Genomic DNA, 26,720 nt, shown 5'->3' with positions numbered 1-26,720 from the left:
TTATCTTTATCCTTTAAATAACGAAGAAAACGCTACTGGCGAGCTAGGTAAGCTGTGTAGCGTTTTCTTCGTTTTACATTTTTATCGTTAGATATAAATTTATTTATGAGCCAGTGCAAGGGCAGCAGTCGCCATAATTTCCATACCATAACATAAAGCATCTTCATCTATATCATATTTAGGATGATGTTGCGGATAAATGATCCCTTTTTCAACATTACCTACACCAACAAAGAAGAACGCTCCAGGTACTTTTTCTAAGTAATAAGAAAAATCTTCCCCACCCATGACCGGATTAATGGTTAGAACATTTTCTTTGCCAAGAACTGTGACGCCTGCCTCACCAATCACTTTCGAATATTCAGGATGATTAATCAAAGCAGGGAAGCCTAATACTTTTTCAAATTCATAGGAAGCATTATTGGCCTCACAAATTCCTTTGGTAATTTGCTCAATTCTTTCAAAAATAAGCGAACGAATTGATGGTTCAAAAGACCGAACAGTTCCTTTGATCACGGCTGTGTCCGGTATAATATTGAAAGTTTCTCCAGCTCTAAAATAGCCTAATGAAACTACAGCTTGTTCCAGAGGATCTACATTACGACTGACAATTGTCTGTAAAGCCACTGTTAATTGTGCGCCAACTAATAATGCATCTACAGTTTGTTGAGGCATAGACCCATGCCCGCCTCGCCCTTTGATCTTAATAGTAAACTCATCCGGCGAAGCCATAAGCCGGTCAAAAGTAATACCAATCGTACCTACCTTCATAGGTTCCCAAAGATGAGCACCAATAATAGCATCGACTCCATCTAAGGCGCCTTCCTCAATCATAAATTTTGCTCCACCAGGAAAGTGTTCCTCACTTGGTTGAAATAAAAAACGAATTTTTCCCGCAATTTCTTCTTTTATTTCGACCAAGATCTTGGCAACACCAATCAACATGGCTACGTGCCCATCATGCCCACAGGCGTGACATACACCATGGTTTTGAGATTGATAAGACTTACCACATTCATCAACTATCTCTAGAGCATCCATATCCGCTCTAATAGCAATGGTTTTACCAGGCTTACCGCCTTCAAGCTCGGCAATTACTCCTGTTTTAGCAATGGAATGACACGCAAGGCCAATCGCTGTTAACTCTTGCATTATATGCTTCTGAGTATTAAACTCTTGATTACTAAGCTCAGGAAATCTATGGAGATATCTTCTGAGCTCTATAACCGATTTATGGTGTTTCTGTGCAATAACTCCGATAGTTGTCATATTAATCATCGCCTCTTCTTTAATATCAAAGAGGCCTTCACCTCATATGGTAAAGGCCTCTTTGCCGTTGTTAATAATATTACCCTTCTATGAAAAAATTGTCAATCATAAGGTTACTATCTTTCAGTGTTGAAACTTCCACCTTCATTGACATTTCGATGCGCATTTGCTACAATTGAAATTATTCATTAAATGGCTCCGTAGCTCAGCTGGATAGAGCGTTTGACTTCGAATCAATAGGTCGGGGGTTCGAATCCCTCCGGGGTCACCATTTAAAATCAAGCCTTCGCAGGTATGCGAGGGCTTTTCTTATGTCAACTTAGTAACAGTTCTAGTGACACTTTTTTTAAAAAAACTACAAACTAATAGTAATAATTGCACAACATATAAACAGGCAGGTATCGAAACCCGTCCCTGTAAGCTTTATACTTGTTTTCACTAGCTGGAGCAATTTTTGAAAAAGTATCTCATTAACGAAGGACTTGTACACTCCTTTCCAGTCTCTAACGATACTGCAGAAAAGCTACGGATGGTTTCAATATATTCATTGCGAGTCCTGCAGCAGTCGAACTTGGAAAAACTGGATACTATATCAGCGATACACTTGTCGTAAATCGTATCAAAAGAGGCTTGGATTAATTCCCCAGACGTAGGATGTCGATACTGACTGTTATTCTCAAACAGTTGATAGTATGCCGGATAAATTGTCTTAGGATAACACAATGCACTACGTTTCCTCATTTCCACACTTACGATACCTATAAACTTCAACAAATACTTCATAATCTTATTATTCAATAACCCTTGGGTCTTTATATAGGCATTTAAGCAGTCCTGCGTCATTTCGATTCTCTTATCAACATCATTACTGAAATATAATAACGATAAAACTTCAGCTATCATTGGACCTTGTAACTGACTGATTATATATTTTGCGCTGGTAGGTCCAGTGTAGTTAAGTTTTCTTAGATAATACAAGTCTAAATGAGACTCGAATTGCCGATGCTCAACTATCGCTTTGTTTCTTTTATGGATATCTTTGTCATAACAATTTCCTGTAAAGTAATAAATAAGAGGATGGTAGTGACTATCAATAATAATATGGCTAATGCACCCTAGGATAAAAGAAAGAAGAAAGTCAGGAATGTCACCATCTTCGTCCAACGAATAGTTCTGGAGTAAATTTATTATAGGTTCCCATACTCTGCATGTTTTTACCCCGTGGAGTTCATCAGCCTTTTTCGCCAGAATGAGAGAAGAATTAGCAGGAGAATAGTACGGAATATCATAGGCAACTGCTCCCCCTAAAAATGAGGCGTAGTTCTCATCGATTACGTATTTGATACGTTTAAAGTGCACGTTTTTTCTTGCTGTCGTTGCAAGCGCCCAGTGGGTTATGTCTTTTGGCATAAACGCTCCTCCTAGATTAGGAACAAGTTTCGACTCTCTACACTGATAGAATCAGTATAGATACATCCTGTTTTTGCATTGCTGTTCATTTATCATTATCATAGTTTTGACATTTTTCCCTGCATTATATACCGATAATATCAGGAAGGGAGATTTCAAAGAGCCTATGATACAGCATTCTATCCTATTTACTATCGTATATTAGAAAGCGATTCCATGAACAATAGGGAGATATACTGATCCACATAGGCTAAACTTCTGTTTACTGACCTGAGTTATCCTAAAGGAGGTTATTATTTTGTTTGAACCGTTGAACATTGCATTGCGAGTAATTTTAGCTCTGATATTCTTTTTTGCCGCCACTAAATTTTTAACTAAAAGAGGCCTATCCACGCCAACTTATTTTGACTATATTGCTGCCGCTCTTCTTGGAACCATAGCCGGGAATTTGGCTTTTAACGTAAATATCCATATCTTAAATTTTATTCTTTCTTTAATCCTCACGACATTTATTATCGTTTTAGTATCTTACCTCTCTTTTCACTACAGACCACTTCGTAATTTTTTAGCTGGAGAACCGACCATCTTAATCGAAAAAGGGAAAATATTAGAAAATAATATGACAAAGTTAAACTATTCATATGATTACCTAAATCAGCATCTTAGGCAGGAAAAGGTTTTTGATATATCCCAAGTCGAATTTGCTATTTTAGAGCCAAGTGGCAAATTAAGCGTCCAGTTAAAATCTCAAAACCGGCCATTAACGCCGCAGGATCTTCATATGTCAACTAAATATGAGGGACTTGCTACTGAGTTAATTCTAGATGGCAAAGTCATAGAGCATAACCTTCAGCATAAAGGTTTAAACAAAGAATGGATCAATAGAAAACTTAAAGAAAAAGGAATTGAAAACGTTCAAGAAGTCGCGTTTGCTGCCTTAGCGACCAATGGTAACCTATATGTTGATTTATATCGAGATTGGCGCTAGAGAAACCCTTCATTTCAAGAAATCTCAAGGAGGGGCAGGCTTAAGAGAATGCGCAACTACTAAAAGCACAGGCTATAAAATAGCCTGTGCTTTTTTTATGTATAAATTAATTACTGTTTTATCCCACAATCAATCTATCTTCTTTTATAATATGTTCAACAAGCCATTCACAGACAAAATCCAAAATACCCAGCAAGTATTCATTATGTCCATTATCAATTTGCTCTAAGTCAATGCCTTCCATTTTTTCTAAAAAATCATTATGTGCAACCTTCTGCGAGAGAAGCTTTTTGTACCCAATATTTTTCATATATTCTTCTTCAGCCTCAAAATGATAGATTGTATAATTTTTTAGTTCTTCAATGATTTCAATGATCGAATCATATTTATCCGTTATGAGATCATTTTTTAAAAGATCATAAATCCGATTTGATATCTGGAATAGTTCTTTGTGTTGTTCATCAATCGCTTCTACTCCTATAGCATAATTATCTTCCCATGTTACCATAAATTTACCAATCTCCTTTGCACCTACTATTACTTTTGATTGAAACTCTTACTTTATGACAATTATTCTCCCAATTATTACATTTTCCTCTAATTTATTTAAATTATAATAAAAGGTTAACACTTTTTGTATTTTTCAAACTTACAGTAGATACTAAAGGAACTAGATCTGTCGCAATGCATAGAATATTATATAGCGCAAATACTCTATGGTAAGTGAATATCCAACATGATTGGGGGACACAAGATGGAAATACACTCGCCTTTTAGAAATCTAGTTGTCGGAGTGGATCGCAAACTGCCTTTAGCAAATGGTAAATATGTAACAGGGATTAATTTTGATAATGCAGCTACAACTCCACCCCTTCATTCCGTCATGGACGAACTTGGAGATTTTGCTCCTTGGTATTCATCAATTCACCGTGGTGCGGGGTATAAATCAATACTTTCGTCAGATGTGTATGAAGAAGGAAGAGACGTTATAAAGAAATTTGTCAATGCAGACCACACCCGAGATGTCGTCATTTATACGAAAAATACAACAGAAGCAATAAATTTACTATCTTATATTCTAGAGCAAAAAGACGATAAACAAGTTATTCTTTCTACAGATATGGAACATTTAGCAAATGATTTACCATGGAGAGATAAGTTTTTAATTGATTATGTGTCTATTGATGAATTTGGAAAGCTCTCCCTAGAAGACTTAGAGATGAAATTAGTACATTATGGCGGAAGGATAAAATTAGTTACAGTAACTGGTGCCTCAAATGTAACTGGTTACAAGAACCCTATCTACAAAATTGCAAAACTTGCTCATGAGCACGGAGCAAAAATTCTTGTAGATGGAGCCCAATTGGCTCCCCACTGTCCTATTGATATGAAGGACTATGATTCTTTAGAGCATCTCGACTATCTCGTTTTTTCTGCTCATAAAATGTATGCTCCTTTTGGTATAGGAGTCCTTATCGGACCAAAAGAAACCTTTGAAGGGGAGGAACCCTACTGTAAGGGAGGAGGTGCAGTGAAATTAGTCTCCCATCAATTTATAGCATGGGATACCCCTCCCCACAAAGAAGAAGCCGGTACCCCTAATGTTATGGGAGTTGTGGCTTTGTTAGCTGCCATAAAAACATTAAGTTCTATTGGCATGCACGTTATTGATAACTATGAACAAACTTTAATTCATTATGCTATCGCTGGATTAACATCGATTCCCGATATAAAATTATATTGCTGTGCTGGAAACAAAGAAGATCGCCTAGGCATTATAGCCTTTGACCTTCCTGGTATCCATCACGAATTATTAGCAAACATTTTATCCCATGAGGCTGGAATTGCCGTACGGAATGGTCTATTCTGCGCTCATCCCTATATAGAAAAGCTTTTAGGAATAACAAATCAAAAGCTTTCTGACATGCAAAAAAATCCTAACGTCCCTTGTCCTGGCTTAGTTAGAATGAGTTTAGGATTATATAATAATAGTAACGAAGTTGATATGTTAATTGATTTATTACACCAAATTAGCAAAAATAAAAATGCGTATATACAAAAATATTAGTCTTGTTATCCATAATAATAAAACTGTCATTGATATGCTTACCTTACACTTCATTATTGAAGTATTCTTGTCAATGACAGTTTTTTTTTACTTTTCAATCTAGCTAACTTACTTCTCACAAGTCACCTATCTTATGTTATCGATGTGGCAGATGTATTATTGCTCATTGTTTTCCAACAGCCAAATATCATCCTCCGGGACCACTATTAGTTTTTTATCGTCACAGCACTCTACCAGATATACCCAGTTATAGTTTATCAATCTAGAGCTAATAATAATTCCCCTAATTAAAGAACTCCCGAAAAGTTTACGCTTTTCAAAGGACACTTCGTCCTTAATTTTGTATTTACTATTTTTAGTATCCACTAATCTCCCTCCTTATTTCCTATATTACCCGCAATATAAGCCATAAATACTAAATAAGTAAACTAAAACCACTCCTTACGGAGCGGTTTCTTTTACGCCTAAAACCTTACTAGCGTAATAATTGCATTAGCAATCGTATATAAAATTAAGATGCCTGTAATTCTGACTATAGGATGGGTTTTCCATTCCACTTCTCTTTCTTCCATCTTTTTGATTCTCCTTACCATATTTTTTGGCTAACATATATGTACTTTATTATTGCCACTACCGATGAGAAATATGATAAGTAAACAAATAAAAAGGCACTACCACTCAAAAGAGTTGGCAATGCCTTTTCTTATTATGTATTTAGAAGTTCTATTCTACTGTTTTAAAATCCAGAATATCCCTTCTGCTTAGATGACTGCAAGCCCAAGTATTCATCAACACTATATTTACCAGGACCAACAAAAAATGCTCCTAAGAAACTAAAACCATCTTCCAGTGATTGGGCCGCCTTCAGCATACCCTTCCCTTCTAACATTTGGGTGGAAAATGCAATTAGCATATTACTAATTAATAGCAAGCACATGGGGCGGTAAAGAAAACCGATAGCAAGAAATAAACCGCCAAAGAACTCTGCGAAACCAGACATAAACCCCCACACCGCTGGGGCAAAGGTAATACCGAGGACCTCCATAGATTTTCCCAATCCCGCCCATTTTTCAACGCCACCAGTAATTTTGGGAAATCCGTGCCACATAAACATACTACCCATTCCTAAACGAAAAATTAATAAGCCTAAATCCATAAAAGAAAAAAACCGCTGATTTAGACTTCTAATTAATTCTTTCATTTTTGTTTTCCTCCTTTAGATTTAATTTATTAAAAAATATGATAATGTGATGAATCTAATATACTCTATTTACCATCCAAATACAAATTCCTGCCCGATACATTGTGAAAACGAGGAAATTCAAGCAACTTATTTTAATCAACCATAATTTCCCAGAATTTAATATAGACCTTTTTTCAGTTAACAACTAACTCTGTCTCTTTTCTTCGATATTCTAAAACTCTCAAAATCCGCAGAGATAGACTCTACCATGAGAGGGGATTTTATCTTGTATCTGTCTATTCAATAATCTTACCCGCATAACTTGGATAGTATGGACACAACTTCATTGCCAACTTCTTGAGTATTGGCTGTCCCGCCCATATCTGGAGTAAGAGATTTTTTTTGTACCATGACCTGCTCAATCGCCTGTAGGACTACCTTTCCCCATTCTTCTTGACCAAAGAAATCAAGCATTTGGCTTACTGACCAAATTGAAGCCAAGGGATTAGCAATTCCTTTCCCAGCAATATCTGGTGCAGACCCGTGAATCGGTTCAAACATAGAAGGATGCTTACCTTCTGGATTAATATTAGCACCTGCAGCTAAACCCATCCCTCCGGCTATAGCAGCACCTAAATCTGTAATTATGTCGCCAAACAAGTTGGAAGTAACCACAATTTGAAATCGCTCGGGTTCTTTTACAAAAAACATACATGCTGCATCTACCAAATAAGAGTGAGTGACAACGTCTGGATATTCACGCCCTACCTCGGCAAATACTTGATCCCAAAATACCATAGAATACACTAACGCATTTCCTTTACTGATGCTTGTTAATGTTTTTTTTGTTTTGCGAGCGATTTCATAAGCATAACGAATAATACGCTCGGTACCTTTGCGAGAAAAAACTCCTGTCTGTAAAACCACTTCCTCAGGCTGACCTCGAAATAACCACTCTCCAGCTCCCGCATATTCTCCTTCGCTATTTTCCCGAACCACCAGCATATCAATTTGATCACGTCTGCTATCTTTTAATGGACAAGGTGCCCCTTCTAATAGTTGAATGGGGCGTAGATTTACGTATTGGTCAAAGCCTTTACGAATTTTAAGTAATAAATCACAAAGAGATATGTGATCAGGCACTCCTGGATAACCTACCGCCCCTAAATAAATCGCATCAAAAGCTTTTAAAGTATCTAAACCGTCTTCATCCATCATTTTTCCATGTTTTAAATAATACTCACAGCCCCAAGGAAAGTATGTAAACTCAAAGTTAAAATCTCCAGCCAGCTGTGCCACTGTTTTTAAAACTTTTATGCCTTCTGCTAATACTTCAGGTCCAATTCCATCGCCTGCAATTACAGCTATTTTATATATTTTCATCCGCTATTCTTCTCCTTCCTCTTCTTATCTTAGTAGTTGTCTATTTTTATATTTATTGACCACAAAATAAATAATTCCTGCAAAGTTATTAGCAGTAAAATTGCTGTTTCATAGTTTTTTGTATTGTAGAGCAGCAATTCGGAAAAGCTATGACATCATAACATTTTGAAAGGGGCATCACTATGAGCCAACAACAGAGTTCTCAGGGAACATCCTTCCCACCGCAACATCAAAACCAGCAACCTGGAATTGAATCACAAATGAAGCCACTGCCAATTTTTATGGATGCTAACTACCGGGCAAGTGGTAAACTGGAAAATAAGGTAGCCATAATTAGCGGCGGGGATAGCGGCATTGGTCGAGCTGTGGCTTTAGCTTTTGCTAAAGAAGGAGCTAATGTGACAATCACCTACCTTAATGAACATGATGACGCTGCAGAAACAAAAAAACTGATTGAACAAATGAACAAGAGCTGTTTAACCATTGCTGGAGACATTGGCGATGAACGATTTTGCCAACAAGTAGTGGCAGATACAGTAAGTAAATTTGGTCAATTAGATATCCTCGTAAACAATGCTGCTGAACAACATGTACAAACAAGTCTTCAAAACATCTCCGCCGCACAATTAGAAAAAACCTTTCGTACCAATATCTTCTCCTATTTTTTCCTTAGCAAAGCAGCCTTATCTCATCTAAAAAAGGGCAGTGTCATTATTAATACCGCCTCAGTTACTGCCTACAAAGGAAATGAACAGCTTATTGATTATTCCGCAACAAAAGGTGCTATCGTTGCCTTCACTCGTTCTTTGTCTCTTTCCTTAATCCCACAAGGCATTCGTGTTAATGGTGTTGCACCTGGACCGATTTGGACACCACTCATTCCAGCCTCATTTCCCGATCCAGATATAACCACGTTCGGTCAGGATACCCCCATGAAACGGGCTGGTCAACCGGTGGAAGTGGCTCCATGTTACGTATTTTTGGCCTCACAAGATTCTGTCTATATGTCCGGGCAAATCCTTCATGTCAATGGCGGTACTATCGTAAATGGGTAGTTATGAATTAAAGCATCTCTAAAACCAGTTGAATTACATCTTCCTTCGTCAGATGATGTTTTTTATAAAGTTCTTCAGGGTCACCTGATTCTCCAAATTGATCCTTTACTGCTAAACACCTAACTAGACAAGGCACATTTGCAGCTACCAATTCGCATACAGTACTATAGAGTCCACCATACATAAAATGATCCTCTACTGTAATAATTTTATGGGTTTCTACCGCTGCCTGCAAAATGATGTCTTGATCAATTGGCTTAATTGATGGAACGTCAACGACCCTGGCAAAAATGCCTTGCGCTGCCAAAGCGATAGCTGCCTCCATGATCACCCCGACCATGCTGCCGTGAGCCATTAAAGTAATATCTTTTCCCTCTTTCAAGGTATACGCTTTGCCGATAATAAAATCCCAATCTTCTTTAAACAAAATAGGACATTCTTTACGTCCGACCCGTACATAAACGGGTCCTTTGTGTTTTATCGCTGCCATAATTGCTTTACGAGTTTCAACTTGGTCAGAAGGAGTCAATACAACACAATTTGGTAGTTCCCGCATCAAGGCAATATCATCTAGACATTGATGAATCGCCCCATCCTTTCCTACCGCTAATCCTGGATGAGTGGAGATAATCTTTACATTCAAATTAGAATATGCCACAGATTGCCGTATTTGATCATAGCAGCGGCCTGGAGCAAAACAAGCAAAAGTACTAATCACGGGAATCAGTCCTACCCTAGCAAGTCCTGCAGCTAGGCTAACCATATTTTGTTCACAAATCCCCGCATTTAACATGCGATTTGGATACCTTTTACCAAAATCCTCTGTCTTAGTAGCCTTTGATAAATCTCCATTAACTACAAATATATTTTCATTCTCTTCCCCTAATTCTAATAATGTTTTACCTAACATGTCTCGGGGAGATATGATACTACTCATCTTATGATGTCCTCCTGTTTTGCTAGTTCTATCATCGCAGCTTGATACTCCCCTGCTGTGCATTTTTGCGAATGCCAGGCAATGGAGTTCTCCATGAAGGATATCCCTTTACCCTTCACCGTATTTGCAATAATAATATTTCCCCTATCGCGGTCGAGTTCCATGAAAGCCTTATCAATCTGCTGAAAATCATGACCATCAATTTCCTGTACATGATAACCAAAAGCCTGAAACTTTTCTGTCAAATTACCAAAATTCGTCACCTGATCTACAAAATTATCCAACTGTAGTTTATTATTATCAACTATAATCGCCAGATTCTTTAGTTGTAAATGAGACTGTAATAAGAGAGCTTCCCATACTTGCCCTTCTTCTAGCTCCCCATCCCCCAGCATGACATATACCATGCCATCCCATTGCTTTTTCTGATACCCTAGCGCGATACCTAGAGCAAAAGATAATCCTTGTCCTAAGGACCCTGTACTGCATTCAATACCTGGAGCATCATCTATATGGGTGTGCCCTTGTAATCTAGAATCAATCTTCCGATAGGTTTTTAATTCTTCTACTGGGAAAAAACCTCGCCGTGCTAATACGCTATAATAACCAATCGAAGCGTGCCCTTTACTTAAAATGAAAATGTCTCGCCCTTCCTTCAGATAATTAGCACAATCAATTCTCATCCTATTAAAATAAAGATAAACCATAATTTCCATAGCGGAAAAGGCCCCACCTAAATGTCCAGATCCTGCAATCTGTTGTATTTCTAGACAGTCCTTACGTGCTCTGATCGCAATTTTTTGTAATTTTTTTTGCTCCTCTTCCCTAATCATAACAAGCCGCCCTCCATTTATGAGTATTAAAAAGGGTAGGCTTTCACCCACCCTTTCCTGTTAACTTACATAAACATTTTCAGAATATTCCCTAGCACAATTCCGACGCCACAGAAATCGGCATCACTGAATGTAGTATTGGCAAATCCCAAGTCACCCAATACTGGCATAAGAAGAACGGGCAGAAAAGTGATCAATAGACCATGAGAAAAGGCACCAGCCACAGCACCACGTCTACCGCCAGTAGCATTGCCAAATACACCAGCCGTTGCTCCGCAGAAGAAATGTGGTACTACCCCTGGTAGAATAATAGCCAAATTAGGCAGTGCTCCTGTAAATGCAATGAGAATGATCATGCCTACAATCCCAGCAGCAAAGCTAGATAAAAAACCAATCAGAACTGCATTCGGAGCATAAGGAAATACAACAGGACAATCTAAAGCTGGCTTAGCATCTGGCACTAACCTTGTGGCAATCCCATTAAAAGCTGGGACGATTTCGGCCAATATAAGACGAACGCCGGCCAAGATAATATACACACCACCAGCAAAGGTAATAGCCTGTAAAATAGCAAATATAATAAAATTCTGTCCACCGCTCAATTCCTTTTCCACGAACCCTTGACCGGAAGCAATGGCTACAACCAAATACAAAATTCCCATGACGAGAGCAATGGAGACAGAGGTGTCACGAAGAAAAGTCAGGCCTTGAGGAAACTGAATATCTTCTGTGGATTTTGAACGATCCCCTACCAAAGACCCAACCCAGGCAGAAAGTACATATCCTAAAGTACCAAAATGACCAAAGCCAACACTGTTATCACCTGTAATTTTCCGCATTGTAGGTTGCGCAATGGCAGGGAAGAAGACCATTGTAAAACCTAGAAGAATTGAACCAATTAGAACCATTGGCACGCCTGTAACACCACCAGCCACTAAAATCGCAGCTATCATGCAGGCCATGTATAAAGTATGATGCCCCGTAAGAAAAATATATTTTAACGGTGTAAAACGAGCAATGAGAATATTAGCTACCATCCCAAAAGCCATAATCAAGGCGGTTTGTGTACCGTAGGTTTTTAAAGCCAAGGCCACTATAGCCTCATTATGCGGCACAACCCCCTTTATACCAAACCCTGTCTGAAACATAGTACCAAAATGGGATAAAGAACTTACGGCAATACCTGCACCACCACCAAGTACTATAAAACCCAGAATGGTTTTGATTGTACCCTTTAAAACATCGGAACTATCTCTTTTTTGGGCAAGTAAACCAATCATTGCAATAAGACCAACCAGCACGGCGGGAACACTTAAAATGTCTAAAATAAACTTTAACATTTCATCATTCTCCCATCCTATTTATTTTCCCTGGTAAGAGGTACCTGTAACACAACACTTAATTTCTCTCTCAATTCTTTCATGTCAATCATATTATTAAGGGAAATCACTCTACCGCCTAAACACAATAGCTGCCCTGCAATATCTCTAGTGCCTACGTAGATATCTGCTTTTGTGCCTGCTGCTGAGGATAAATCGGTATGGTCTACTTGCGCTTCAACCTCAAATTCCTTTAATATCTTTTTAATATTCATTTCAATCATAAAACTGCTACCAAGCCCACTACCACAACATACTAAGATTTTCATTTTTTCACCCCCTTCCAGTTAATTTCTTTTCTCTTGGATTATAAAGCAGGTGGAATTCCATTCTTATTAGGGATACTGGCGAATCACCGCAATCACTTCTTCTTGACTATTCGCTTGCATGATTTTGCGCATATCTTCTTCATTTGTTAACAACCCGATAAGTTGGGCTAATACCTCCAAGTGAGAGTTAGCATCCTTAGCTCCCAGAGTAAACACGATTTTCACAGGATCATTGGTAAAATTGCCAAATACCACTGGATATGTAAGGATAACCAGACTCATAGATAACTTTAAAACCCCATCCTCTGGACGAGCATGAGCTAGCACGATACCAGGAGCAATCACCATATAAGGACCTAGTTTCTGATGGTTGCGGATAATAGCATGTATGTAACGTTCCTCTACACATTCTTTCGTAACAAGAAGATGACTGCCCGCTCTTACGGCTTGCTGCCAATCTTGGCATTCAACACCGACTCTAACGGTATCCTGATCAAGCAATTTTGACAGCATACCTACCATCTACCTCCTCTGAATACCCTTCGCTAAGATTTTAAGTATATTAAGAATGATGCTATTAGACTCTATGCACAAAGATCTTTTCCTATGTTAGTCTTACTTATAGGAAAAAATCGTAAATTCTTACACTCCAAGATTTCAAAAAGAAAAAGCTTCCGAATACTCGGAAGCTTTTTAGTAAAAAATTTCTCTTATCTTACATTGTTTTTGTTTCTAATATTTCCTGATGATAGGTCTCAGTGTCCATTTCACCCATTATTTTACTACTCGCAATACCTGCTATCATGGCTCCGCTGACATTTAATGCCGTTCTGCCCATATCAATCAATGGCTCAATAGCAATCAGTAAACCTACAATGCCTACTGGTAATCCCATAGTAGAAAGAACAACCAGTGCCGCAAAAGTTGCACCACCACCTACACCAGCAATACCAAAAGAACCAATCGCAACAATAATCACTAATTTAAGCAAAAAGGATATTTCAAGTGGGTTTATCCCTACAGTCGGAGCAACCATCACAGCCAGCATGGCTGGATATATACCGGCGCACCCATTTTGCCCAATACTTACACCAAATGAAGCTGATAAATTAGCGTAACCAGAAGGAACGCCTAACTTATTGATCAATGCTTCAATTGTGAGAGGAAGTGTTCCAGCACTCGTCCGAGAGGTAAAAGCAAAAATCAGGACAGGAATAACCTTCTTGATATAAGTAAAAGGATTGAATCCCATAAAGGATAGTATTATTAAATGCACAATAAACATAAGAATCAGGGCTAGATAAGAAGCTACTACAAATTCAATTAATTTATAAATATCGGCATAATTGCTTGTGGAAACAAATTTAGTCATTAGTGCTAATACACCATAAGGTGTCAATAATAATACAAAGTCCACTAGTTGCATCACAACATCGTTTGCAGTCTTCATAACTTTCATAAAAAATTCTGCTGATTGAGGTTTGCTTTGTTTTATGCTTAACACAGCAATGCCGATAAGAGCCGAAAAGAAAACCACTGACAATGTATCAGCACTTCCTTGACCTGTCAATGCATAGAACGGGTTAGTTGGAATAATCTCTATTAATTGCTGCTGTATTGGTTTTGTCTGAAAGGCAGTTAATTTACCCTCGACACTTTTTGTGGCACCCAATTCTGCTTCTCCTACCTGCAATCCCTCTGCCGACAAATGAAAGGCTAAGGAAGAACCCGCTCCGATTAAACCTGCAATCGCGGTAGTGAATAACAGGATACCGATGATTAATCCACCAGCTTTACCAAGGATTTTCATATCTTTAATATTCGTAATAGCCGAAATAATAGACACGATAATTAAAGGCATAACAATCATTTTCAATAAGCGCACATAACCTGATCCAATTAAATCGAACCAACTATTTGATTGTTTTATAATAGTCGATGAGCCACCAAATAAGCTCTGAAGTACCCCACCAAACAAGATACCAAGAACCATTCCTACCATAACCCGTATCCCAAAATTAACTCCTTTACGTTGCATATAATACAAACTATAAACAAGTGCCAGCATTGCTAGAATGTTAATAATTACTGTTGTATAAGAACTCATAATTTCCCCTGCCTTTTATTAAAATAATTCCATTGGGCTTAAAAGCAAACTGTCAATGAATAACCCATTCTATTCATCACGTCTTTAGTTAATACCAATTTTTCTAAAATAGCTGTCGGATCTTTCTATTTTTCGCCTCCACCTTGAAAAAAATAAAAAGCTAAAAGGACCGCCAGCAGCGATCGTTTTAGCCTTCAGTTTACTGATCAACTAACAAATATTTTATTTCTTTTATCATAACATAGTCGCCCTGGCTCTGCCAATAACTTTTTATAAATTCTTATCCCGATTCATCAACTTTACATTCTTTGATAGTTTAGGGGTAGAGTTCTACATTAGAAACTTGAAAAAGCTTCTAATTTATCGGAAGATGGATTTTATAAAATTTGGGGGTCGGCAAAAACCAGGTCGGAAACTGCTCCATTCTTGTCGTTAATAATCAAATTCCCTCCCAATTTATGTAACTTCGAACGAATATATGTCAGCATAGCAATTCCCTTATCATCAAATTGCCTAACGTCATTAACATCAAGAACAATATGCCGATACCCATAATGCAAGCGTTCTATTAAGTTATCTTGCAAAAAGTTGACATGTTCTGAATAGACATCACCATTTATATTCATATAAACTTGTTGTTCATCTGCTTTTATCAAAAGCGTCATATACCCACTCCCCCTATCATTCCATTATTTTCGCGTATAATTGATTGTATTTAAAGGGATAGCTCCTGTTTTTATTGATAATGATTATCAATCTTAAAAAGATTTTACATTATACCAAGTTATTTTGTCAAGTATTAGTTACTACTAATATTCAATTGCCGTTTATGCAAATAGCGCAGATTAAAAATTTTACTGTTACATACACTTATTTATTTTTTACGTATTTTTCATAAGAATCCTTCCCTTGTTCCTCCCACCAACTGTCATAAAGCTCTTTGCTTTCAGGCACTTCAATACCTTGGGTGGTTCTTTTATAAGGATGGCATTTCTTAGCATGATGCCCATGTATATCTTTCCCATAGGTTCCAAAAAGTAACCGCAGCATAAATACTAAGCCTGCTCCTTGCCAAAAGGTAATGGCCTTCAAGCTAAAAATATCTGGCATCAAATAATTCCATAATAGCATTACAAAATAACCAAAGACTAGACCAAATCCCAGGGCCATAAGAATGCCTACAACAACATGAATAAGAATAATCTTACCCTTGGATTTGCATTGATCATAATTTCCTTTCATATAAAAGCCTCCTTAAAATTATAAATCCTTAAGCATACACTTGAGTGATTTTGTTGCTCTGCTCTTGCGTGACAATAACGTCCCAATTGGTTCGCCCCATTTTTTTGAAAGTTCTTTAAATGTATAACCTTCTATTTCCGTCGCCATCCAAATCGCTCGCTGTCTAGGTTCTAATTTCATCAGTGCAGCAAACAAATATTCACGAAATTCTTTTTTTTGTAAATTAATCTCAATATCTCCATTGGGATCAATCATATTTTCCACCCAGGACATACCTGTGGACTCATCGATCTTATCCAGTGACAAAACTGGCCGAGATTGACGAAGATGATCCACAATTTTATTTCTAATCGAGCGATACATATATGCAATAAGATTTTCTATATGATGCTGAAAATCTACTTTGTTATATATATTAAAGATGACATCAGCGACAATATCCTCAGCATCCATTTGTGATATCCCTGTTACTTTGCGGCGTACATATTGTATGAATTTTGTTCGCTCATGTTCAATCTTTTTACTAAGGTATTTTTGTTCTTCATCCATATGTAAGCTTCTCCATTTTAAAATAGCTAACTATTAATTTCACCCAGGCAGTCACACCTACTGATAATTTTCTTCACTATTTATATGACGGATATAAACACTATTTATTGCATAAGTTTTCTTATTTTAGCACAAAAATACTGTTACATCTATTTATTGTTATCCAATAACAAAAAAGCCCCTCTAAAAAAGAGTGGGCTGTTTTTTCACTTTAGAGATCTAAATTTCTTTCCTCTGCATTATCATATCTATATTAATTGCCAATATGGCTATGACTGTTAGTATTCCACCTACAAGTTGAATAGGAAATACACTCTCATTTAAAAAATATTGACCACTTAGTACTCCGATAATAGGTACTGCATTCAGATAGATCGTTGTAATGGCAACATCTAAATGCTTTAAGACATACATATATAACAGATAACAACCAACAGAACAACAGACGGCAAGGAATAAAATATGCCAAAATGCCACTAAAGAAAACATTCTCCACTCTTGATATTCTAAGAGAGCTAAGGGCAGCAAACATAATGTTCCAAAACTGGTTTGATAGGTTATCATGCATACTCCTGAATACTTACCTTGCAAAGATTTATTGAGCAAAGTGTAAAGTGCCCAAGATACCATCGCACCAATCATGAGCATATTCCCCTTGAAATTTATAGAGTTAAATTCAATTTTCCCATTTGCCGTTACTGACAAATAAGTGCCTATTAACGCGATACCAACTGCCAAAAGCTTTAACCCAGTTATTTTACTGTGAAAAAATAACACATCTAAACTGATTGCAATAATCGGGATGACGGTTACGATGAGGGATGCGTTCACAGCGGTCGACAACTTAACACCCATATTTTCAAAATAAAAATAACACGTGATACCCAGAATTCCACCTACTATCATTTTAGGCAGATCTACATTAGCTACGGTTGCCCTTGGTTCTACTTTTTTCAGCAGAATGCCAAGAAGTAAGGAAGCAATAGTAAAACGCAATAAGGCCATCGTAGTCGGCGGAATTTCAGTTACTGCTATTTTTATACTTACAAATGAAATGCCCCACAATACCACTACCATAGCCATCACTAAATTGGCTATTACTTGTTTTTGAGTACAAAAACCAATCCCTCTCTGGTACCATAAAATTTGTTCTTTCATAACGCCCTCCTGTTTTTCTTTATCATAACAAAGAAAAATCTAGGCGTATTGTAAAAAATTGATACTATCAAAATCAAATTTATTAGTATCAATTGGCAATTATATTAATTTTTCGTATCGATCAGGAGTGATTCCCGTATGGCTTTTGAAAACTTTAATAAAATGACTTTGGTCATAAAATCCAGCTTCTAATGCTACGTCTGTTATTTGTCGTTGTTTACGTAGTTGTTTTTTTGCATAATTAATTCTTAATAGGGTTTGATACATATGAGGGGGAATACCAAATTCTTCTTTAAATAGGCGAATGATATGAAATTTATTAACTCCTGATACTTGTTCTAACAGATCCAAAGTAATTTTATCGAAGAAATTACTTTGCAAATACTCTTTAATGATTTGCAATTTAGGTAATTCCTTCTTACATCTTCCTTTATCTACTGGATCGATTTGACTAACGATTTTTTCAAAAATAGCGATAATACTTTCTTCTTTCTCTAGGGGGCTTGCATTCTGAACTAAATTCTCTATCATTTTATTCGTCATGCTAAATATTTCAGGATCTGAAATATTCTTTACAACTGGATATTGGTATAAATCTTTTGCCTCACTATTCATAAATCTATCAATCCATGTAGCATTAATAAATAACATGTTATACTTCCATTGCTCTTCATGTTGTGGATTGCAGGAGTGAACTAAGTCAGGTGGTATAAAGACAATTGTTCGGGGAGATACCTCTTCGGACCTTCCTTCATACCAAAAAGAACTCTTCCCTTTATCCACAATTCCAAGGGAGTATTCTTCATGAGCATGTTTTTTATAGGAAAGTTGACTTGTATCACATTGTTTTAATTCAAAATATGGCAAATCCTTATCACGATAAAATTGTACACCCATTAGATTATCTCTCCTACCTTTACCTCTACAGTTTCTACTTTGCCCTTAATAAATAAAATCGATAACGTAGTGATTGCTATACAAATAGCTATACTATAATAAGAATAATAAACACCTATTACATCGTTTGCTATACCCATAAGCATATTAACGACCATAGCAATAAGGGTTGCACACATCAAAATTAGCCCTGTGGCATAGGATGCAGCTTCCTTAAAAACTGTATGTGCCGTCATTATAATCGTAGGATAGATTATAGAATAAAATAACCCTGCGATAGAGAAAATGATGAGCCCCGCTTCGCCTAATAAAATACCGACGGTAGAAAATACGGTAGCAAAACATCCATAGAGTAGCATACTCTTAAAAGTTCCTAATCGATCAACGATATATCCACCAAATAATCTTCCCACTGTTTCAGACCCAAAGAATAAGGCTGCGTACAGCGCCCTCCTATCGGCGTCTAATTTGAACTCATCTCCCATGTAAGTAACAAACCAATTTCCTATCCCGTATTCAGAGGCAAGGTAAAAACCTAAAGCGATAATATAAAGATAAAGCATTTTATTTTTAAGCAAATCCATTTTATTATAATTTGCTTTTTCACTTTTGGGTGCATAGGGTATTTTTATTAGTAGCAAATATACAAATAAAACCCCAGAACAAAACAGCATAAAAACATAGAATTGAGTCCACTCTACTCCTTTTGATAAAAGATTACCAACGACTTTTTGGATTACAGTGTTACTAGCTCCATAAGAAAAGTTTACGAAATTCATCAGTACGGCGGTTGAGGCAACGGTAAGGACTGGCCCTAAGGTATTTACCCCTACATTAAACATGGCCATGCCAATATTTAAACCAAATAAGCCAAGAATTAATACTAGGTAGGTTTTACAGGTAATTAAAAGTAATAAGGAAGCCATACCAATTAAAAAGCCAAGAGCAATGACTTTCTTATAGCCAATTTTTTCAATAAAGATTCCGCCAATATACTGAAAGACTGCATATGCCAACAGACCTGCTGTTAACATATAGCCAATTTCCGTATTATTAAGCCCAAAATCTTCTTTAAAAAAGGGCACAAAGATTCCTTTAAAGTTATCACTCATAGCAACAATTACATATAGCAAAACTAATAAAATTGTAATTGGTGTATTACTAAATTGCTTTGCTTCTAGCCCCTTATTGTTCATGAATAGCTCCTTTAATTCCAAATTTCAATTTGTTCTAAGGACTACTTATTGATGCTGCCCAATCCACTCAGACCACATTACGGGGAGATCATCATTTGATTGAGTTACATAATCATAAAACTGCTTAATAAAGAGCGCTCGATCTTCATAAAGTTTCCGTTCCCATGCTTTTTTAGATGATGGTATTTCCCGAAGATCCATATTACCTAATAAAGCTTGGCGCATCATGATATCTTCAAAGCTAACCTTTTTTCCATTTCGCAAAATATCATACATCGCCATAAAAGTAGTCGTTCGACCATGGCCAGCATGACAGTGAAAATGAAGCCAAACATCCTGAGGTAAGCTCTTATAAAATTGAATAAATTGATCTACATTTTCATTACTAGGCGGCATATGATCCGTAACAGGAATACGAAAATATTGTACTCCATAAGAAGAAACAAGTTGAGCTTCCGTAAATGCATTGTTGATTTTTCCCTCGTTTGCAGTAAAAGGTGCTATGTTAATGGGAGTAGTTAGTGATGATCGCAATCGTTCTTGTTCATCTTTTTCAATTTCCCCTAGACTTTTACCAACATTTGCCCAATTTCGTTTCCCATACCAGCTTACAGCTGTGCCATCTAAAAATCCATGAGATTCTTGCCGTAAGTCAACAACAATAATTTTCCCAGATATTTTACCCAAAACTTGAGTAAATTCTTTTTCTGAAAATTGAGAGCTCCCTGATTCATGCAGCTCTATAAGCCCCATGATCGAAGGTATGTTATCCTTAAAATTCTCTAGATTACTTGTTGTTCTAAAATTTTTAGGAAGCTGTAATTCATGATTGCTGTCAATTCTAATGATTGGCTCATTTTGTGAGACTTCGGACATAGCCCATAGAAAGGATGGACAAAATAATAAGAGGGATACAATCATAATTGCTATTTTTTTCATAGGAATTACTCCTTTTTCAATTGATTTTCTTACAGGACAATTCTTACATATTTTTACTCCTATTTATATTCCATATGAAAACGACTATTTCCTTGTATGAAAGTAATAACCTTAAAAGAATGAGTTTTAATATAAGATACAGTTGAATTTTATACGTATTTTTGATAAGATTTGGTGAGTTGAATTGCCTTTATTCTAGATTACAAATCAACGAATCTAGGACAAATTTTGCAGATACAAAGCCTAAGGAGAGTGGGCTGGACTGAATTCGTCATACAGCTCATCCGATAAAATATTGAATAGGAATAGGTGACAAGATGTTACATCAATTTTCTCGAACTGAATTATTAATCGGGGAGGAAGCATTAGAAAGATTAAAGAACAGTAAAGTAGCTGTTTTTGGCATTGGCGGTGTAGGATCTTATACTGTGGAAGGATTGGTTCGTTCAGGTGTGGGCAAGCTAGTCCTCATTGATGACGACTGCGTTTGCTTAACCAACATTAACCGTCAATTACTTGCAACCCGCAAAACTGTGGGCAAGGCCAAAGTTGAGGTTATGAAAGAACGAATCTTAGAAATTAATCCTGACGTAGAAGTAACGACCTTACAAAAATTTTATATGCCCGATACTGCCGATGAATTAATTTTTGATGACTATGACTATATCGTAGATGCCATTGATACAGTAACAGGAAAAATTGATTTAATTCAAAAGGCCAATGCGAAAAACATCCCCATTATAAGCTGCATGGGAGCCGGTAATAAACTAGACCCAACACAATTTGAAGTAGCGGATATTTACAAAACTTCAGTATGCCCCTTAGCCAAAGTAATGCGTAAAGAATTAAAAAAGCGTGGGATTCCTTCCTTAAAGGTGGTCTATTCAAAGGAAATACCAATAACCCCAAAAGAAACGGAAGGGTCAAGCTGTACAACAGGTTGTATCTGCCCCTCAGGCACTACCCGAAAATGTACTATTCGCCGTCAAATCCCTGGTAGTATCTCTTTCGTGCCATCCGTTGCTGGCCTAATCATCGCTGGCGAAGTAGTAAAAGACATTGCCTTTAGTAGAAAGTAAGAAGAAAAATTTACACATTTTTTAACCACAGAGACATAGAGGGCACAGAGGAAAATAGATAGGGTTAAAAAATTCCCCTCCGTGAACTCTGCGCCTCTGTGGTTAAATCATTCTTTTCTCGCTCTATTCTAAAACCTATACTCTCTATCGCAATAAGGAAGCACTAGTTGCCAATAAAACGGCCGCTAGTGCTTTTTTCGTAGTTATAAATACTTTCTTGGATCGACAATTTTACCTTCTAATACAGCAGCAGCAACAGTTGCAGGGGAGGCAAGAAAGATTTCTGACTTAGGACTGCCCATCCTGCCTAAGAAGTTTCGGTTATTCGTTGCAATGACTTTTTCCCCATCTGACACAATACCACCGCTCCTGCCACAGCATAAGCCACAGGAAGGTGGATTCATAATGGCTCCCGCTTCCACTAAAATTCCGATAATACCTTTTTTTGCAGCTTCTGCGTAGATACTGCGGCTAGCAGGGGTCACAATAAGCCTTGTAAAAGGTGCAATTTTACGTCCTTTTAGTATTTCGGCTGCGATCTCCAAATCTTCAAGCCTACCGTTGGTACAGGACCCAATAAAACCTTGATCTATTTTTGTTCCATACAGCGCTTTCACATCACTAATATTATCTACATTTGATGGGCAGGCAACAACAGGTTGTAATGAGGATGCATCATAGGTGAAAATCTTTTCATACTTTGCATCATGGTCGCTTTTTAAATCCTGATACTCCTTGCCATCTACGCCACTAAATGCAAAAGTTTTTTCGTCAGGAGCAATCACTCCGACCTTAGCTCCCGCTTCCACTGCCATGTTGGAAAGTGTCATTCTTGAAGATATACTTAAACCATCAATCGTGGAGCCACTAAACTCCATGGCTTTATAAGTAGCTCCGTCAGCTCCAATATCCCCAAGAATTCTTAAGATGATATCTTTGGCATATACGCCCTTTGGTAGATCACCATTTATGTTAAACTTTAGGGTTGGCGGAACCTTTATCCATAACTCTCCCGTACCAAAAATTGCCGCCATTTCCGTATAACCAATCCCTGTAGAAAAAGCACCAATTGCCCCATAGGTAGTCGTATGAGAATCTGTACCAAAAACCACTTGACCAGGAACAACATATCGTAACTCTGGCATCAATTGGTGACAAACACCATCGGAACGATGAACAGCCTTAATATTTTGTTCTCTAGCAAAGTCATCCCCTATTTTATGGTGGCGAAAATCTTCAATAAAACTAGTGGGAACAAGATGATCATATACAAAAACAATCTTATCGGGATTCCAGACCTTCTCAAAACCCATTTCTTTAAATTTTTCAACTACAAATGGGGCGAAGATGTCGTGGACCATGACTCGATCCACATTAACATTGAGCAGTTCGCCTGGAGTAACCGACTTTTTCCCAGTATTTTTCATGATGATTTTTTCTGCTAGGGTATATCCCATAATCCTACCTCCTTTTTACACTACTTGCCGTTCCGTTCTCTCATAAAAGGAACTAGTCCGCCTGCTTCCACCATCTTCAGTAAATCCCTGGGTATGGAAGATACCTTAAACGCTTTTTTCCCGAGGGATACTTTACTACTTTCAAGATTTACAGAAACTTCATCGCCTTCCCCGCAACAGTCATAAAGTTCTTCATTCTCAAGAAGCAGCAAGCCATTATTAAACGCATTGCGATAAAATATTCTAGCATAAGACTTAGCAATAATACAGCCAACTTTCAATGCTGCGATAATTTCTGGTGCTTGTTCCCTCGAAGAACCGCAACCAAAGTTTTTCCCTGCTACAATAATGTCCCCTGGGTTAATCAATTCAGGCAACCTGGGCCTTAGAGGATAAAATGCATATCTCTTCATATCTTCTACTGATTTCAAGGCAAGAAACTGGGTAGGGATAATAATATCCGTATCAATATCATCCCCTAGTTTCCAAACTCTTCCTGTAAATTTTCTATTCATTGTACCGCCCCCCTGGGATCTGTTATTTTTCCTGTAAGAGCTGAAGCAGCAACCGTAGCTGCTGAAGCCAAGTAAATACTGGAATTAGGATGGCCTGCTCTACCTTTAAAGTTTCGTGTTCCTGTAGATAATAAGACTTCCCCTTCACCAATTACCCCCTGACAACTTCCCCAGCAAACACTACAATTAGGATTCAGAACCATGGCTCCGCTTTCGACGAAAATATCAATGAGCCCTTCTGATAAAGCCTGTAAGTATACTGCTTTTGAAGCAGGGGAAATCAGTAACTTCACATAAGGATCAATCTTATTTCCCTGCAAAATTTTTGCGGCAGCACGAAGTTCTTCGATTCTTCCATTATTGCAGGAACCAATAAATCCCTGATTAATCTTTACTTCGGAAATCTCTTTTATGGGAACGACATCATCTACACAGTGAGGTATAGCAATCATCGGTTCTAATTCATCTAAGTTATAGTAATATATCTTCTCATACACTGCATCCTCATCACTAGTAAATAGATGCATATCCTGACGCCCTTTGGAGGTAACATATTCAATAGTAGTTTCATCTGGCGCAACAAGGCCACTTTTTGCCCCTGCCTCCACCGCCATATTACAAAGCACAACTCTGTCATCAATGGTAAAAGCTTTCACGGCAGGTCCGCCAAACTCCATAATCTTGTAGTTAGCTCCATTTGCCCCTATGTCACCAATAATTTTTAAGATCAGATCCCGTGCATATACACCTGGTTTAAACTTACCTTCAATAATAAACTTTAATGTCTCCGGCACCATCAGCCATATTTCTCCTGTATTCATTACAGAAGTAAAATCCGTACAACCCACCCCTGTGCCAAAGGCTCCTAGCCCACCATAAGAACAGGTATGAGAATCTGCCGCAATGATCAACTGTCCTGGTACAACAAAATCTTCAATCATGATCTGATGACACACGCCTGTTCCTTCGTAAAATGGAATTTGATGTTTTTGCGCAAATATTCGCATTTTTTTGTGTACCTCAGCCGTTTTGGCACTTTCTGAAGGCACATTATGATCTACAATAAAAACTACCTTTTCCGGATTATAGACTTTTTCTGCCTTCAGCTGATTTTCAAATATATCAATATTTAAATGGGTTGTACCATCATTACTCATACATAGATCTACTTTTGCCGTGATGATTTCCCCAGGTTTCACAACATCCTTACCACTTGCCCGAGCCAATATTTTCTCTCCTATCGTCATTCCCATTGCCATACCCCCTTTATTTCTGATTTAAAAATCCGATCAAACCGCCTGCTTCTAATATGTTCATAACGTGAGCTGGCAATGTGGTAGATGTAAAAGTTTCACCTGATTTGACACTTCGGATACTGCCTCTCTGCACATCGATCTCGAGGGTATCCTGGTTTTGTACATCATCATAAACTTCTTTACAGATAATTACTGGCAATCCAATATTAATCGCATTTCTAAAGAAAATTCTTGCAAAAGATTTTGCAACCACTGCACTCACGCCTAAGGCTTTTAGTACTAATGGGGCCTGTTCCCTGGAAGACCCAGAGCCAAAATTTTCTCCTCCTACAATAACATCACCTGTACATATAGTAGAAGCAAAGTCTTTGTCCAAAGGTTCAAAGGTATACTGCTTCATTTCCTCTACGGTGGGCAGTAGCAAATATTGGGACGGAATGATTTGATCCGTATCTACATCATTACCGAATTTCCATACCTTACCTTTAATCATTTTAATCATCTCTCTTTCTAGCCTTTCTACTATTATAAAAGTTAACGTGTTATAATAATAATACATATTAATTATATTTAATATAACGAGAGGTTATAGTATGAGTAAAGATTTAGAACTATATAAAATTTTCCATACTGTTGCATACTATAAGAATATTTCCCATGCAGCAGCGGCATTGTATATCAGTCAACCGGCAGTAAGTAAGTCCATAAAAAAACTAGAGGCAACTCTTGATATTAAATTATTTTCCCGCAGCTCAAAGGGAGTTACTCTAACGACAGAAGGGAAACTTTTCTATGAATATATAGAAAAAGCACTCCATCTCATTACGGAAGGTGAAAATACCCTAACGGAACTTAAGAGCAAAAAACAAGGTGTAATTACCATTGGGGTTAGTACGACGTTATGCAAACATTTTCTTCTCCCCCACCTTAAACCCTTTATGAATCAATATCCTGAAATTAAAATAAAAATTATTAATAAAACCACTTTTGATACGTTACAGCACATTGACCAAGGAATGATTGACTTTGGCATTGTCAGCCGCCCTTTTAATCTAGATTCCTATACTTTTATCAAATTGGCTACTATTCAAGACATCTTTGTTGCTGAAAAAGAGTATTTAAAAACCATTCAAGTAGTAGCGCCTAACGATATCTTCACAAAAGCCATCTTTATGCTACTTGAATCAGATAATATTACACGCCAATATATTGATCAATTTTTTATTGAAAACAATATATTTATTAAACCTGAAATAGAGATTAATACTATGGACTTCCTTATTGAATTTGCCAAAATCGGCTTAGGTGTAACTGTTGTAATTAAAAATTTTATTGAACAAGATCTGGCCAATGGAAACCTTGTAGAAATTCCCGTTTCCCCTCCCATTCCGTCTCGCACCATCGGCATAATATTTAATAAGAAAAAAGATTTATCGATTGCAACCCAAACCTTTCTCTCTTATCTTCAAACTCTTATCTAAACCCAATTTCCTCAATTTCCCATATAATTTAATTGTCTTTCTCTTGCACTTTATATCTATATATCGTAAT

General features: G+C 37.3%; 28 protein-coding genes and 1 tRNA gene. 6 read left to right on the top strand and 23 right to left on the bottom strand.

The features are described from left to right. Positions 1-99 precede the first annotated feature (99 nt). Complete coding sequence (locus UFO1_RS04440) at positions 100-1,269, bottom strand: M20 family metallopeptidase (protein ID WP_038668359.1); 1,170 nt, start codon at positions 1,267-1,269, stop codon at positions 100-102. A 194-nt stretch (positions 1,270-1,463) separates the two neighbouring features. On the opposite strand from UFO1_RS04440, the gene UFO1_RS04435 reads away from it, so the two are divergent. Beyond that, a tRNA-Arg gene (locus tag UFO1_RS04435) sits at positions 1,464-1,540 on the top strand. 167 nt (positions 1,541-1,707) lie between these two features. Here UFO1_RS04435 and UFO1_RS04430 read toward each other — a convergent pair. Beyond that, the gene (locus UFO1_RS04430) at positions 1,708-2,679 is read right to left on the bottom strand and encodes a zinc dependent phospholipase C family protein (protein ID WP_038668358.1); all 972 of its coding nucleotides are present in this window, start codon (positions 2,677-2,679) and stop codon (positions 1,708-1,710) included. Between the two features lie 298 nt (positions 2,680-2,977). Between UFO1_RS04430 and UFO1_RS04425 the strand changes: the two genes are divergently transcribed. After that, a complete protein-coding gene (locus tag UFO1_RS04425; protein ID WP_158442775.1) occupies positions 2,978-3,667 on the top strand; it encodes a DUF421 domain-containing protein in 690 nt (229 codons plus the stop codon). Positions 3,668-3,785: 118 nt separating this feature from the next. Here UFO1_RS04425 and UFO1_RS04420 read toward each other — a convergent pair whose 3' ends face one another. After that, the gene (locus UFO1_RS04420; protein ID WP_038668356.1) at positions 3,786-4,175 is read right to left on the bottom strand and encodes a bacteriohemerythrin; all 390 of its coding nucleotides are present in this window, start codon (positions 4,173-4,175) and stop codon (positions 3,786-3,788) included. Positions 4,176-4,421: 246 nt separating this feature from the next. Here UFO1_RS04420 and UFO1_RS04415 point away from each other — a divergent pair, with 246 nt between their 5' ends. After that, positions 4,422-5,735, top strand: a complete 1,314-nt coding sequence (locus UFO1_RS04415; RefSeq protein WP_038668354.1) for an aminotransferase class V-fold PLP-dependent enzyme — start codon at positions 4,422-4,424, stop codon at positions 5,733-5,735. Positions 5,736-5,891: 156 nt separating this feature from the next. Here UFO1_RS04415 and UFO1_RS04410 read toward each other — a convergent pair whose 3' ends face one another. The 3 genes from UFO1_RS04410 to UFO1_RS04400 form a co-directional block, all read right to left on the bottom strand. Further along, positions 5,892-6,101: a hypothetical protein gene (locus tag UFO1_RS04410; RefSeq protein WP_038668352.1), complete on the bottom strand. Its 210-nt coding sequence runs from the start codon at positions 6,099-6,101 to the stop codon at positions 5,892-5,894. A gap of 370 nt (positions 6,102-6,471) precedes the next feature. Continuing rightward, complete coding sequence (locus UFO1_RS04405) at positions 6,472-6,936, bottom strand: DoxX family protein (RefSeq protein ID WP_038668347.1); 465 nt, start codon at positions 6,934-6,936, stop codon at positions 6,472-6,474. 291 nt (positions 6,937-7,227) lie between these two features. Further along, positions 7,228-8,301: a tartrate dehydrogenase gene (locus tag UFO1_RS04400; protein WP_038668345.1), complete on the bottom strand. Its 1,074-nt coding sequence runs from the start codon at positions 8,299-8,301 to the stop codon at positions 7,228-7,230. A gap of 182 nt (positions 8,302-8,483) precedes the next feature. Between UFO1_RS04400 and UFO1_RS04395 the strand changes: the two genes are divergently transcribed. After that, positions 8,484-9,356, top strand: coding sequence for an SDR family oxidoreductase (locus tag UFO1_RS04395; RefSeq protein WP_038668342.1), 873 nt, complete (start codon positions 8,484-8,486; stop codon positions 9,354-9,356). Between the two features lie 7 nt (positions 9,357-9,363). Here the strand turns inward: UFO1_RS04395 and UFO1_RS04390 are convergent, their stop codons facing one another. The 13 genes from UFO1_RS04390 to UFO1_RS04330 all read right to left on the bottom strand — a co-directional run bounded on the left by UFO1_RS04390 (position 9,364) and on the right by UFO1_RS04330 (position 20,862). Next, positions 9,364-10,293, bottom strand: a complete 930-nt coding sequence (locus UFO1_RS04390; RefSeq protein WP_038668340.1) for a transketolase family protein — start codon at positions 10,291-10,293, stop codon at positions 9,364-9,366. Beyond that, complete coding sequence (locus UFO1_RS04385; protein WP_038668337.1) at positions 10,290-11,126, bottom strand: transketolase; 837 nt, start codon at positions 11,124-11,126, stop codon at positions 10,290-10,292. Before UFO1_RS04385 ends, UFO1_RS04390 begins: the two co-directional genes overlap by 4 nt. 65 nt (positions 11,127-11,191) lie before the next feature. Then, the gene (locus UFO1_RS04380; protein WP_038668335.1) at positions 11,192-12,466 is read right to left on the bottom strand and encodes a PTS ascorbate transporter subunit IIC; all 1,275 of its coding nucleotides are present in this window, start codon (positions 12,464-12,466) and stop codon (positions 11,192-11,194) included. 17 nt (positions 12,467-12,483) lie between these two features. Continuing rightward, on the bottom strand, positions 12,484-12,774 hold the full coding sequence (locus tag UFO1_RS04375) for a PTS sugar transporter subunit IIB (protein WP_038668334.1): 291 nt from the start codon (positions 12,772-12,774) through the stop codon (positions 12,484-12,486). A 66-nt stretch (positions 12,775-12,840) separates the two neighbouring features. Next, positions 12,841-13,287 (bottom strand): PTS sugar transporter subunit IIA, encoded by a 447-nt coding sequence (locus tag UFO1_RS04370; RefSeq protein ID WP_038674916.1) that lies wholly within the window; start codon positions 13,285-13,287, stop codon positions 12,841-12,843. Between the two features lie 202 nt (positions 13,288-13,489). Further along, on the bottom strand, positions 13,490-14,881 hold the full coding sequence (locus tag UFO1_RS04365; RefSeq protein ID WP_038668331.1) for an L-cystine transporter: 1,392 nt from the start codon (positions 14,879-14,881) through the stop codon (positions 13,490-13,492). 377 nt (positions 14,882-15,258) lie between these two features. Then, on the bottom strand, positions 15,259-15,546 hold the full coding sequence (locus UFO1_RS04360) for an STAS domain-containing protein (protein WP_038668327.1): 288 nt from the start codon (positions 15,544-15,546) through the stop codon (positions 15,259-15,261). A gap of 205 nt (positions 15,547-15,751) precedes the next feature. Continuing rightward, positions 15,752-16,123 carry a hypothetical protein gene (locus UFO1_RS23980; protein ID WP_051788822.1) on the bottom strand — a complete coding sequence of 124 codons (372 nt, stop codon included), beginning with the start codon at positions 16,121-16,123 and terminating at the stop codon, positions 15,752-15,754. 18 nt (positions 16,124-16,141) lie between these two features. Then, positions 16,142-16,672, bottom strand: coding sequence for an RNA polymerase sigma factor (locus UFO1_RS04350; RefSeq protein ID WP_038668325.1), 531 nt, complete (start codon positions 16,670-16,672; stop codon positions 16,142-16,144). Between the two features lie 219 nt (positions 16,673-16,891). Further along, positions 16,892-17,830: a DMT family transporter gene (locus UFO1_RS04345; RefSeq protein ID WP_038668324.1), complete on the bottom strand. Its 939-nt coding sequence runs from the start codon at positions 17,828-17,830 to the stop codon at positions 16,892-16,894. A gap of 99 nt (positions 17,831-17,929) precedes the next feature. Beyond that, positions 17,930-18,727: an AraC family transcriptional regulator gene (locus UFO1_RS04340; RefSeq protein WP_038668321.1), complete on the bottom strand. Its 798-nt coding sequence runs from the start codon at positions 18,725-18,727 to the stop codon at positions 17,930-17,932. Next, positions 18,727-19,923, bottom strand: coding sequence for a sugar MFS transporter (locus UFO1_RS04335; RefSeq protein WP_038668319.1), 1,197 nt, complete (start codon positions 19,921-19,923; stop codon positions 18,727-18,729). Before UFO1_RS04335 ends, UFO1_RS04340 begins: the two co-directional genes overlap by 1 nt. 45 nt (positions 19,924-19,968) lie before the next feature. Further along, on the bottom strand, positions 19,969-20,862 hold the full coding sequence (locus UFO1_RS04330) for a hypothetical protein (protein WP_038668315.1): 894 nt from the start codon (positions 20,860-20,862) through the stop codon (positions 19,969-19,971). A 317-nt stretch (positions 20,863-21,179) separates the two neighbouring features. Between UFO1_RS04330 and UFO1_RS04325 the strand changes: the two genes are divergently transcribed. Then, on the top strand, positions 21,180-21,941 hold the full coding sequence (locus UFO1_RS04325) for a ThiF family adenylyltransferase (RefSeq protein WP_038668313.1): 762 nt from the start codon (positions 21,180-21,182) through the stop codon (positions 21,939-21,941). A gap of 203 nt (positions 21,942-22,144) precedes the next feature. Here UFO1_RS04325 and UFO1_RS04320 read toward each other — a convergent pair whose 3' ends face one another. From UFO1_RS04320 to UFO1_RS04305, 4 genes are read right to left on the bottom strand one after another with little or no spacing between them, the layout of a single operon-like run. Then, entirely contained in the window at positions 22,145-23,398 is a 1,254-nt protein-coding gene (locus UFO1_RS04320; RefSeq protein ID WP_038668311.1) for a 3-isopropylmalate dehydratase large subunit, read from the bottom strand. Between the two features lie 20 nt (positions 23,399-23,418). Next, positions 23,419-23,913: a 3-isopropylmalate dehydratase gene (locus UFO1_RS04315; protein ID WP_038668307.1), complete on the bottom strand. Its 495-nt coding sequence runs from the start codon at positions 23,911-23,913 to the stop codon at positions 23,419-23,421. Continuing rightward, on the bottom strand, positions 23,910-25,166 hold the full coding sequence (locus UFO1_RS04310; protein WP_038668298.1) for a 3-isopropylmalate dehydratase large subunit: 1,257 nt from the start codon (positions 25,164-25,166) through the stop codon (positions 23,910-23,912). The genes UFO1_RS04315 and UFO1_RS04310 overlap by 4 nt, the downstream gene beginning before the upstream one ends. A gap of 13 nt (positions 25,167-25,179) precedes the next feature. Beyond that, the gene (locus UFO1_RS04305; protein ID WP_038668296.1) at positions 25,180-25,662 is read right to left on the bottom strand and encodes a 3-isopropylmalate dehydratase small subunit; all 483 of its coding nucleotides are present in this window, start codon (positions 25,660-25,662) and stop codon (positions 25,180-25,182) included. Between the two features lie 100 nt (positions 25,663-25,762). Between UFO1_RS04305 and UFO1_RS04300 the strand changes: the two genes are divergently transcribed. Further along, positions 25,763-26,650 (top strand): LysR family transcriptional regulator, encoded by an 888-nt coding sequence (locus tag UFO1_RS04300; protein WP_038668295.1) that lies wholly within the window; start codon positions 25,763-25,765, stop codon positions 26,648-26,650. Positions 26,651-26,720: the final 70 nt, after the last annotated feature.

Origin of the sequence: Pelosinus sp. UFO1 (genome assembly GCF_000725345.1) — a bacterium.
Classification (GTDB): Bacteria; Bacillota; Negativicutes; order DSM-13327; family DSM-13327; genus Pelosinus.
This window is presented reverse-complemented; position numbering and strand designations above follow the sequence as displayed.

Excerpts from the sequence above, each read along its gene's own strand:
- UFO1_RS04440 (WP_038668359.1), bottom strand. The coding sequence starts at position 1,269 with ATGACAACTATCGGAGTTATTGCACAGAAACACCATAAATCGGTTATA.
- UFO1_RS04430 (WP_038668358.1), bottom strand. The coding sequence starts at position 2,679 with ATGCCAAAAGACATAACCCACTGGGCGCTTGCAACGACAGCAAGAAAA.
- UFO1_RS04420 (WP_038668356.1), bottom strand. The coding sequence starts at position 4,175 with ATGGTAACATGGGAAGATAATTATGCTATAGGAGTAGAAGCGATTGAT.
- UFO1_RS04415 (WP_038668354.1), top strand. The coding sequence starts at position 4,422 with ATGGAAATACACTCGCCTTTTAGAAATCTAGTTGTCGGAGTGGATCGC.
- UFO1_RS04405 (WP_038668347.1), bottom strand. The coding sequence starts at position 6,936 with ATGAAAGAATTAATTAGAAGTCTAAATCAGCGGTTTTTTTCTTTTATG.
- UFO1_RS04400 (WP_038668345.1), bottom strand. The coding sequence starts at position 8,301 with ATGAAAATATATAAAATAGCTGTAATTGCAGGCGATGGAATTGGACCT.
- UFO1_RS04395 (WP_038668342.1), top strand. The coding sequence starts at position 8,484 with ATGAGCCAACAACAGAGTTCTCAGGGAACATCCTTCCCACCGCAACAT.
- UFO1_RS04390 (WP_038668340.1), bottom strand. The coding sequence starts at position 10,293 with ATGAGTAGTATCATATCTCCCCGAGACATGTTAGGTAAAACATTATTA.
- UFO1_RS04385 (WP_038668337.1), bottom strand. The coding sequence starts at position 11,126 with ATGATTAGGGAAGAGGAGCAAAAAAAATTACAAAAAATTGCGATCAGA.
- UFO1_RS04380 (WP_038668335.1), bottom strand. The coding sequence starts at position 12,466 with ATGTTAAAGTTTATTTTAGACATTTTAAGTGTTCCCGCCGTGCTGGTT.
- UFO1_RS04375 (WP_038668334.1), bottom strand. The coding sequence starts at position 12,774 with ATGAAAATCTTAGTATGTTGTGGTAGTGGGCTTGGTAGCAGTTTTATG.
- UFO1_RS04370 (WP_038674916.1), bottom strand. The coding sequence starts at position 13,287 with ATGCTGTCAAAATTGCTTGATCAGGATACCGTTAGAGTCGGTGTTGAA.
- UFO1_RS04365 (WP_038668331.1), bottom strand. The coding sequence starts at position 14,881 with ATGAGTTCTTATACAACAGTAATTATTAACATTCTAGCAATGCTGGCA.
- UFO1_RS04360 (WP_038668327.1), bottom strand. The coding sequence starts at position 15,546 with ATGACGCTTTTGATAAAAGCAGATGAACAACAAGTTTATATGAATATA.
- UFO1_RS23980 (WP_051788822.1), bottom strand. The coding sequence starts at position 16,123 with ATGAAAGGAAATTATGATCAATGCAAATCCAAGGGTAAGATTATTCTT.
- UFO1_RS04350 (WP_038668325.1), bottom strand. The coding sequence starts at position 16,672 with ATGGATGAAGAACAAAAATACCTTAGTAAAAAGATTGAACATGAGCGA.
- UFO1_RS04345 (WP_038668324.1), bottom strand. The coding sequence starts at position 17,830 with ATGAAAGAACAAATTTTATGGTACCAGAGAGGGATTGGTTTTTGTACT.
- UFO1_RS04340 (WP_038668321.1), bottom strand. The coding sequence starts at position 18,727 with ATGGGTGTACAATTTTATCGTGATAAGGATTTGCCATATTTTGAATTA.
- UFO1_RS04335 (WP_038668319.1), bottom strand. The coding sequence starts at position 19,923 with ATGAACAATAAGGGGCTAGAAGCAAAGCAATTTAGTAATACACCAATT.
- UFO1_RS04330 (WP_038668315.1), bottom strand. The coding sequence starts at position 20,862 with ATGAAAAAAATAGCAATTATGATTGTATCCCTCTTATTATTTTGTCCA.
- UFO1_RS04325 (WP_038668313.1), top strand. The coding sequence starts at position 21,180 with ATGTTACATCAATTTTCTCGAACTGAATTATTAATCGGGGAGGAAGCA.
- UFO1_RS04320 (WP_038668311.1), bottom strand. The coding sequence starts at position 23,398 with ATGGGATATACCCTAGCAGAAAAAATCATCATGAAAAATACTGGGAAA.
- UFO1_RS04315 (WP_038668307.1), bottom strand. The coding sequence starts at position 23,913 with ATGAATAGAAAATTTACAGGAAGAGTTTGGAAACTAGGGGATGATATT.
- UFO1_RS04310 (WP_038668298.1), bottom strand. The coding sequence starts at position 25,166 with ATGGGAATGACGATAGGAGAGAAAATATTGGCTCGGGCAAGTGGTAAG.
- UFO1_RS04305 (WP_038668296.1), bottom strand. The coding sequence starts at position 25,662 with ATGATTAAAGGTAAGGTATGGAAATTCGGTAATGATGTAGATACGGAT.
- UFO1_RS04300 (WP_038668295.1), top strand. The coding sequence starts at position 25,763 with ATGAGTAAAGATTTAGAACTATATAAAATTTTCCATACTGTTGCATAC.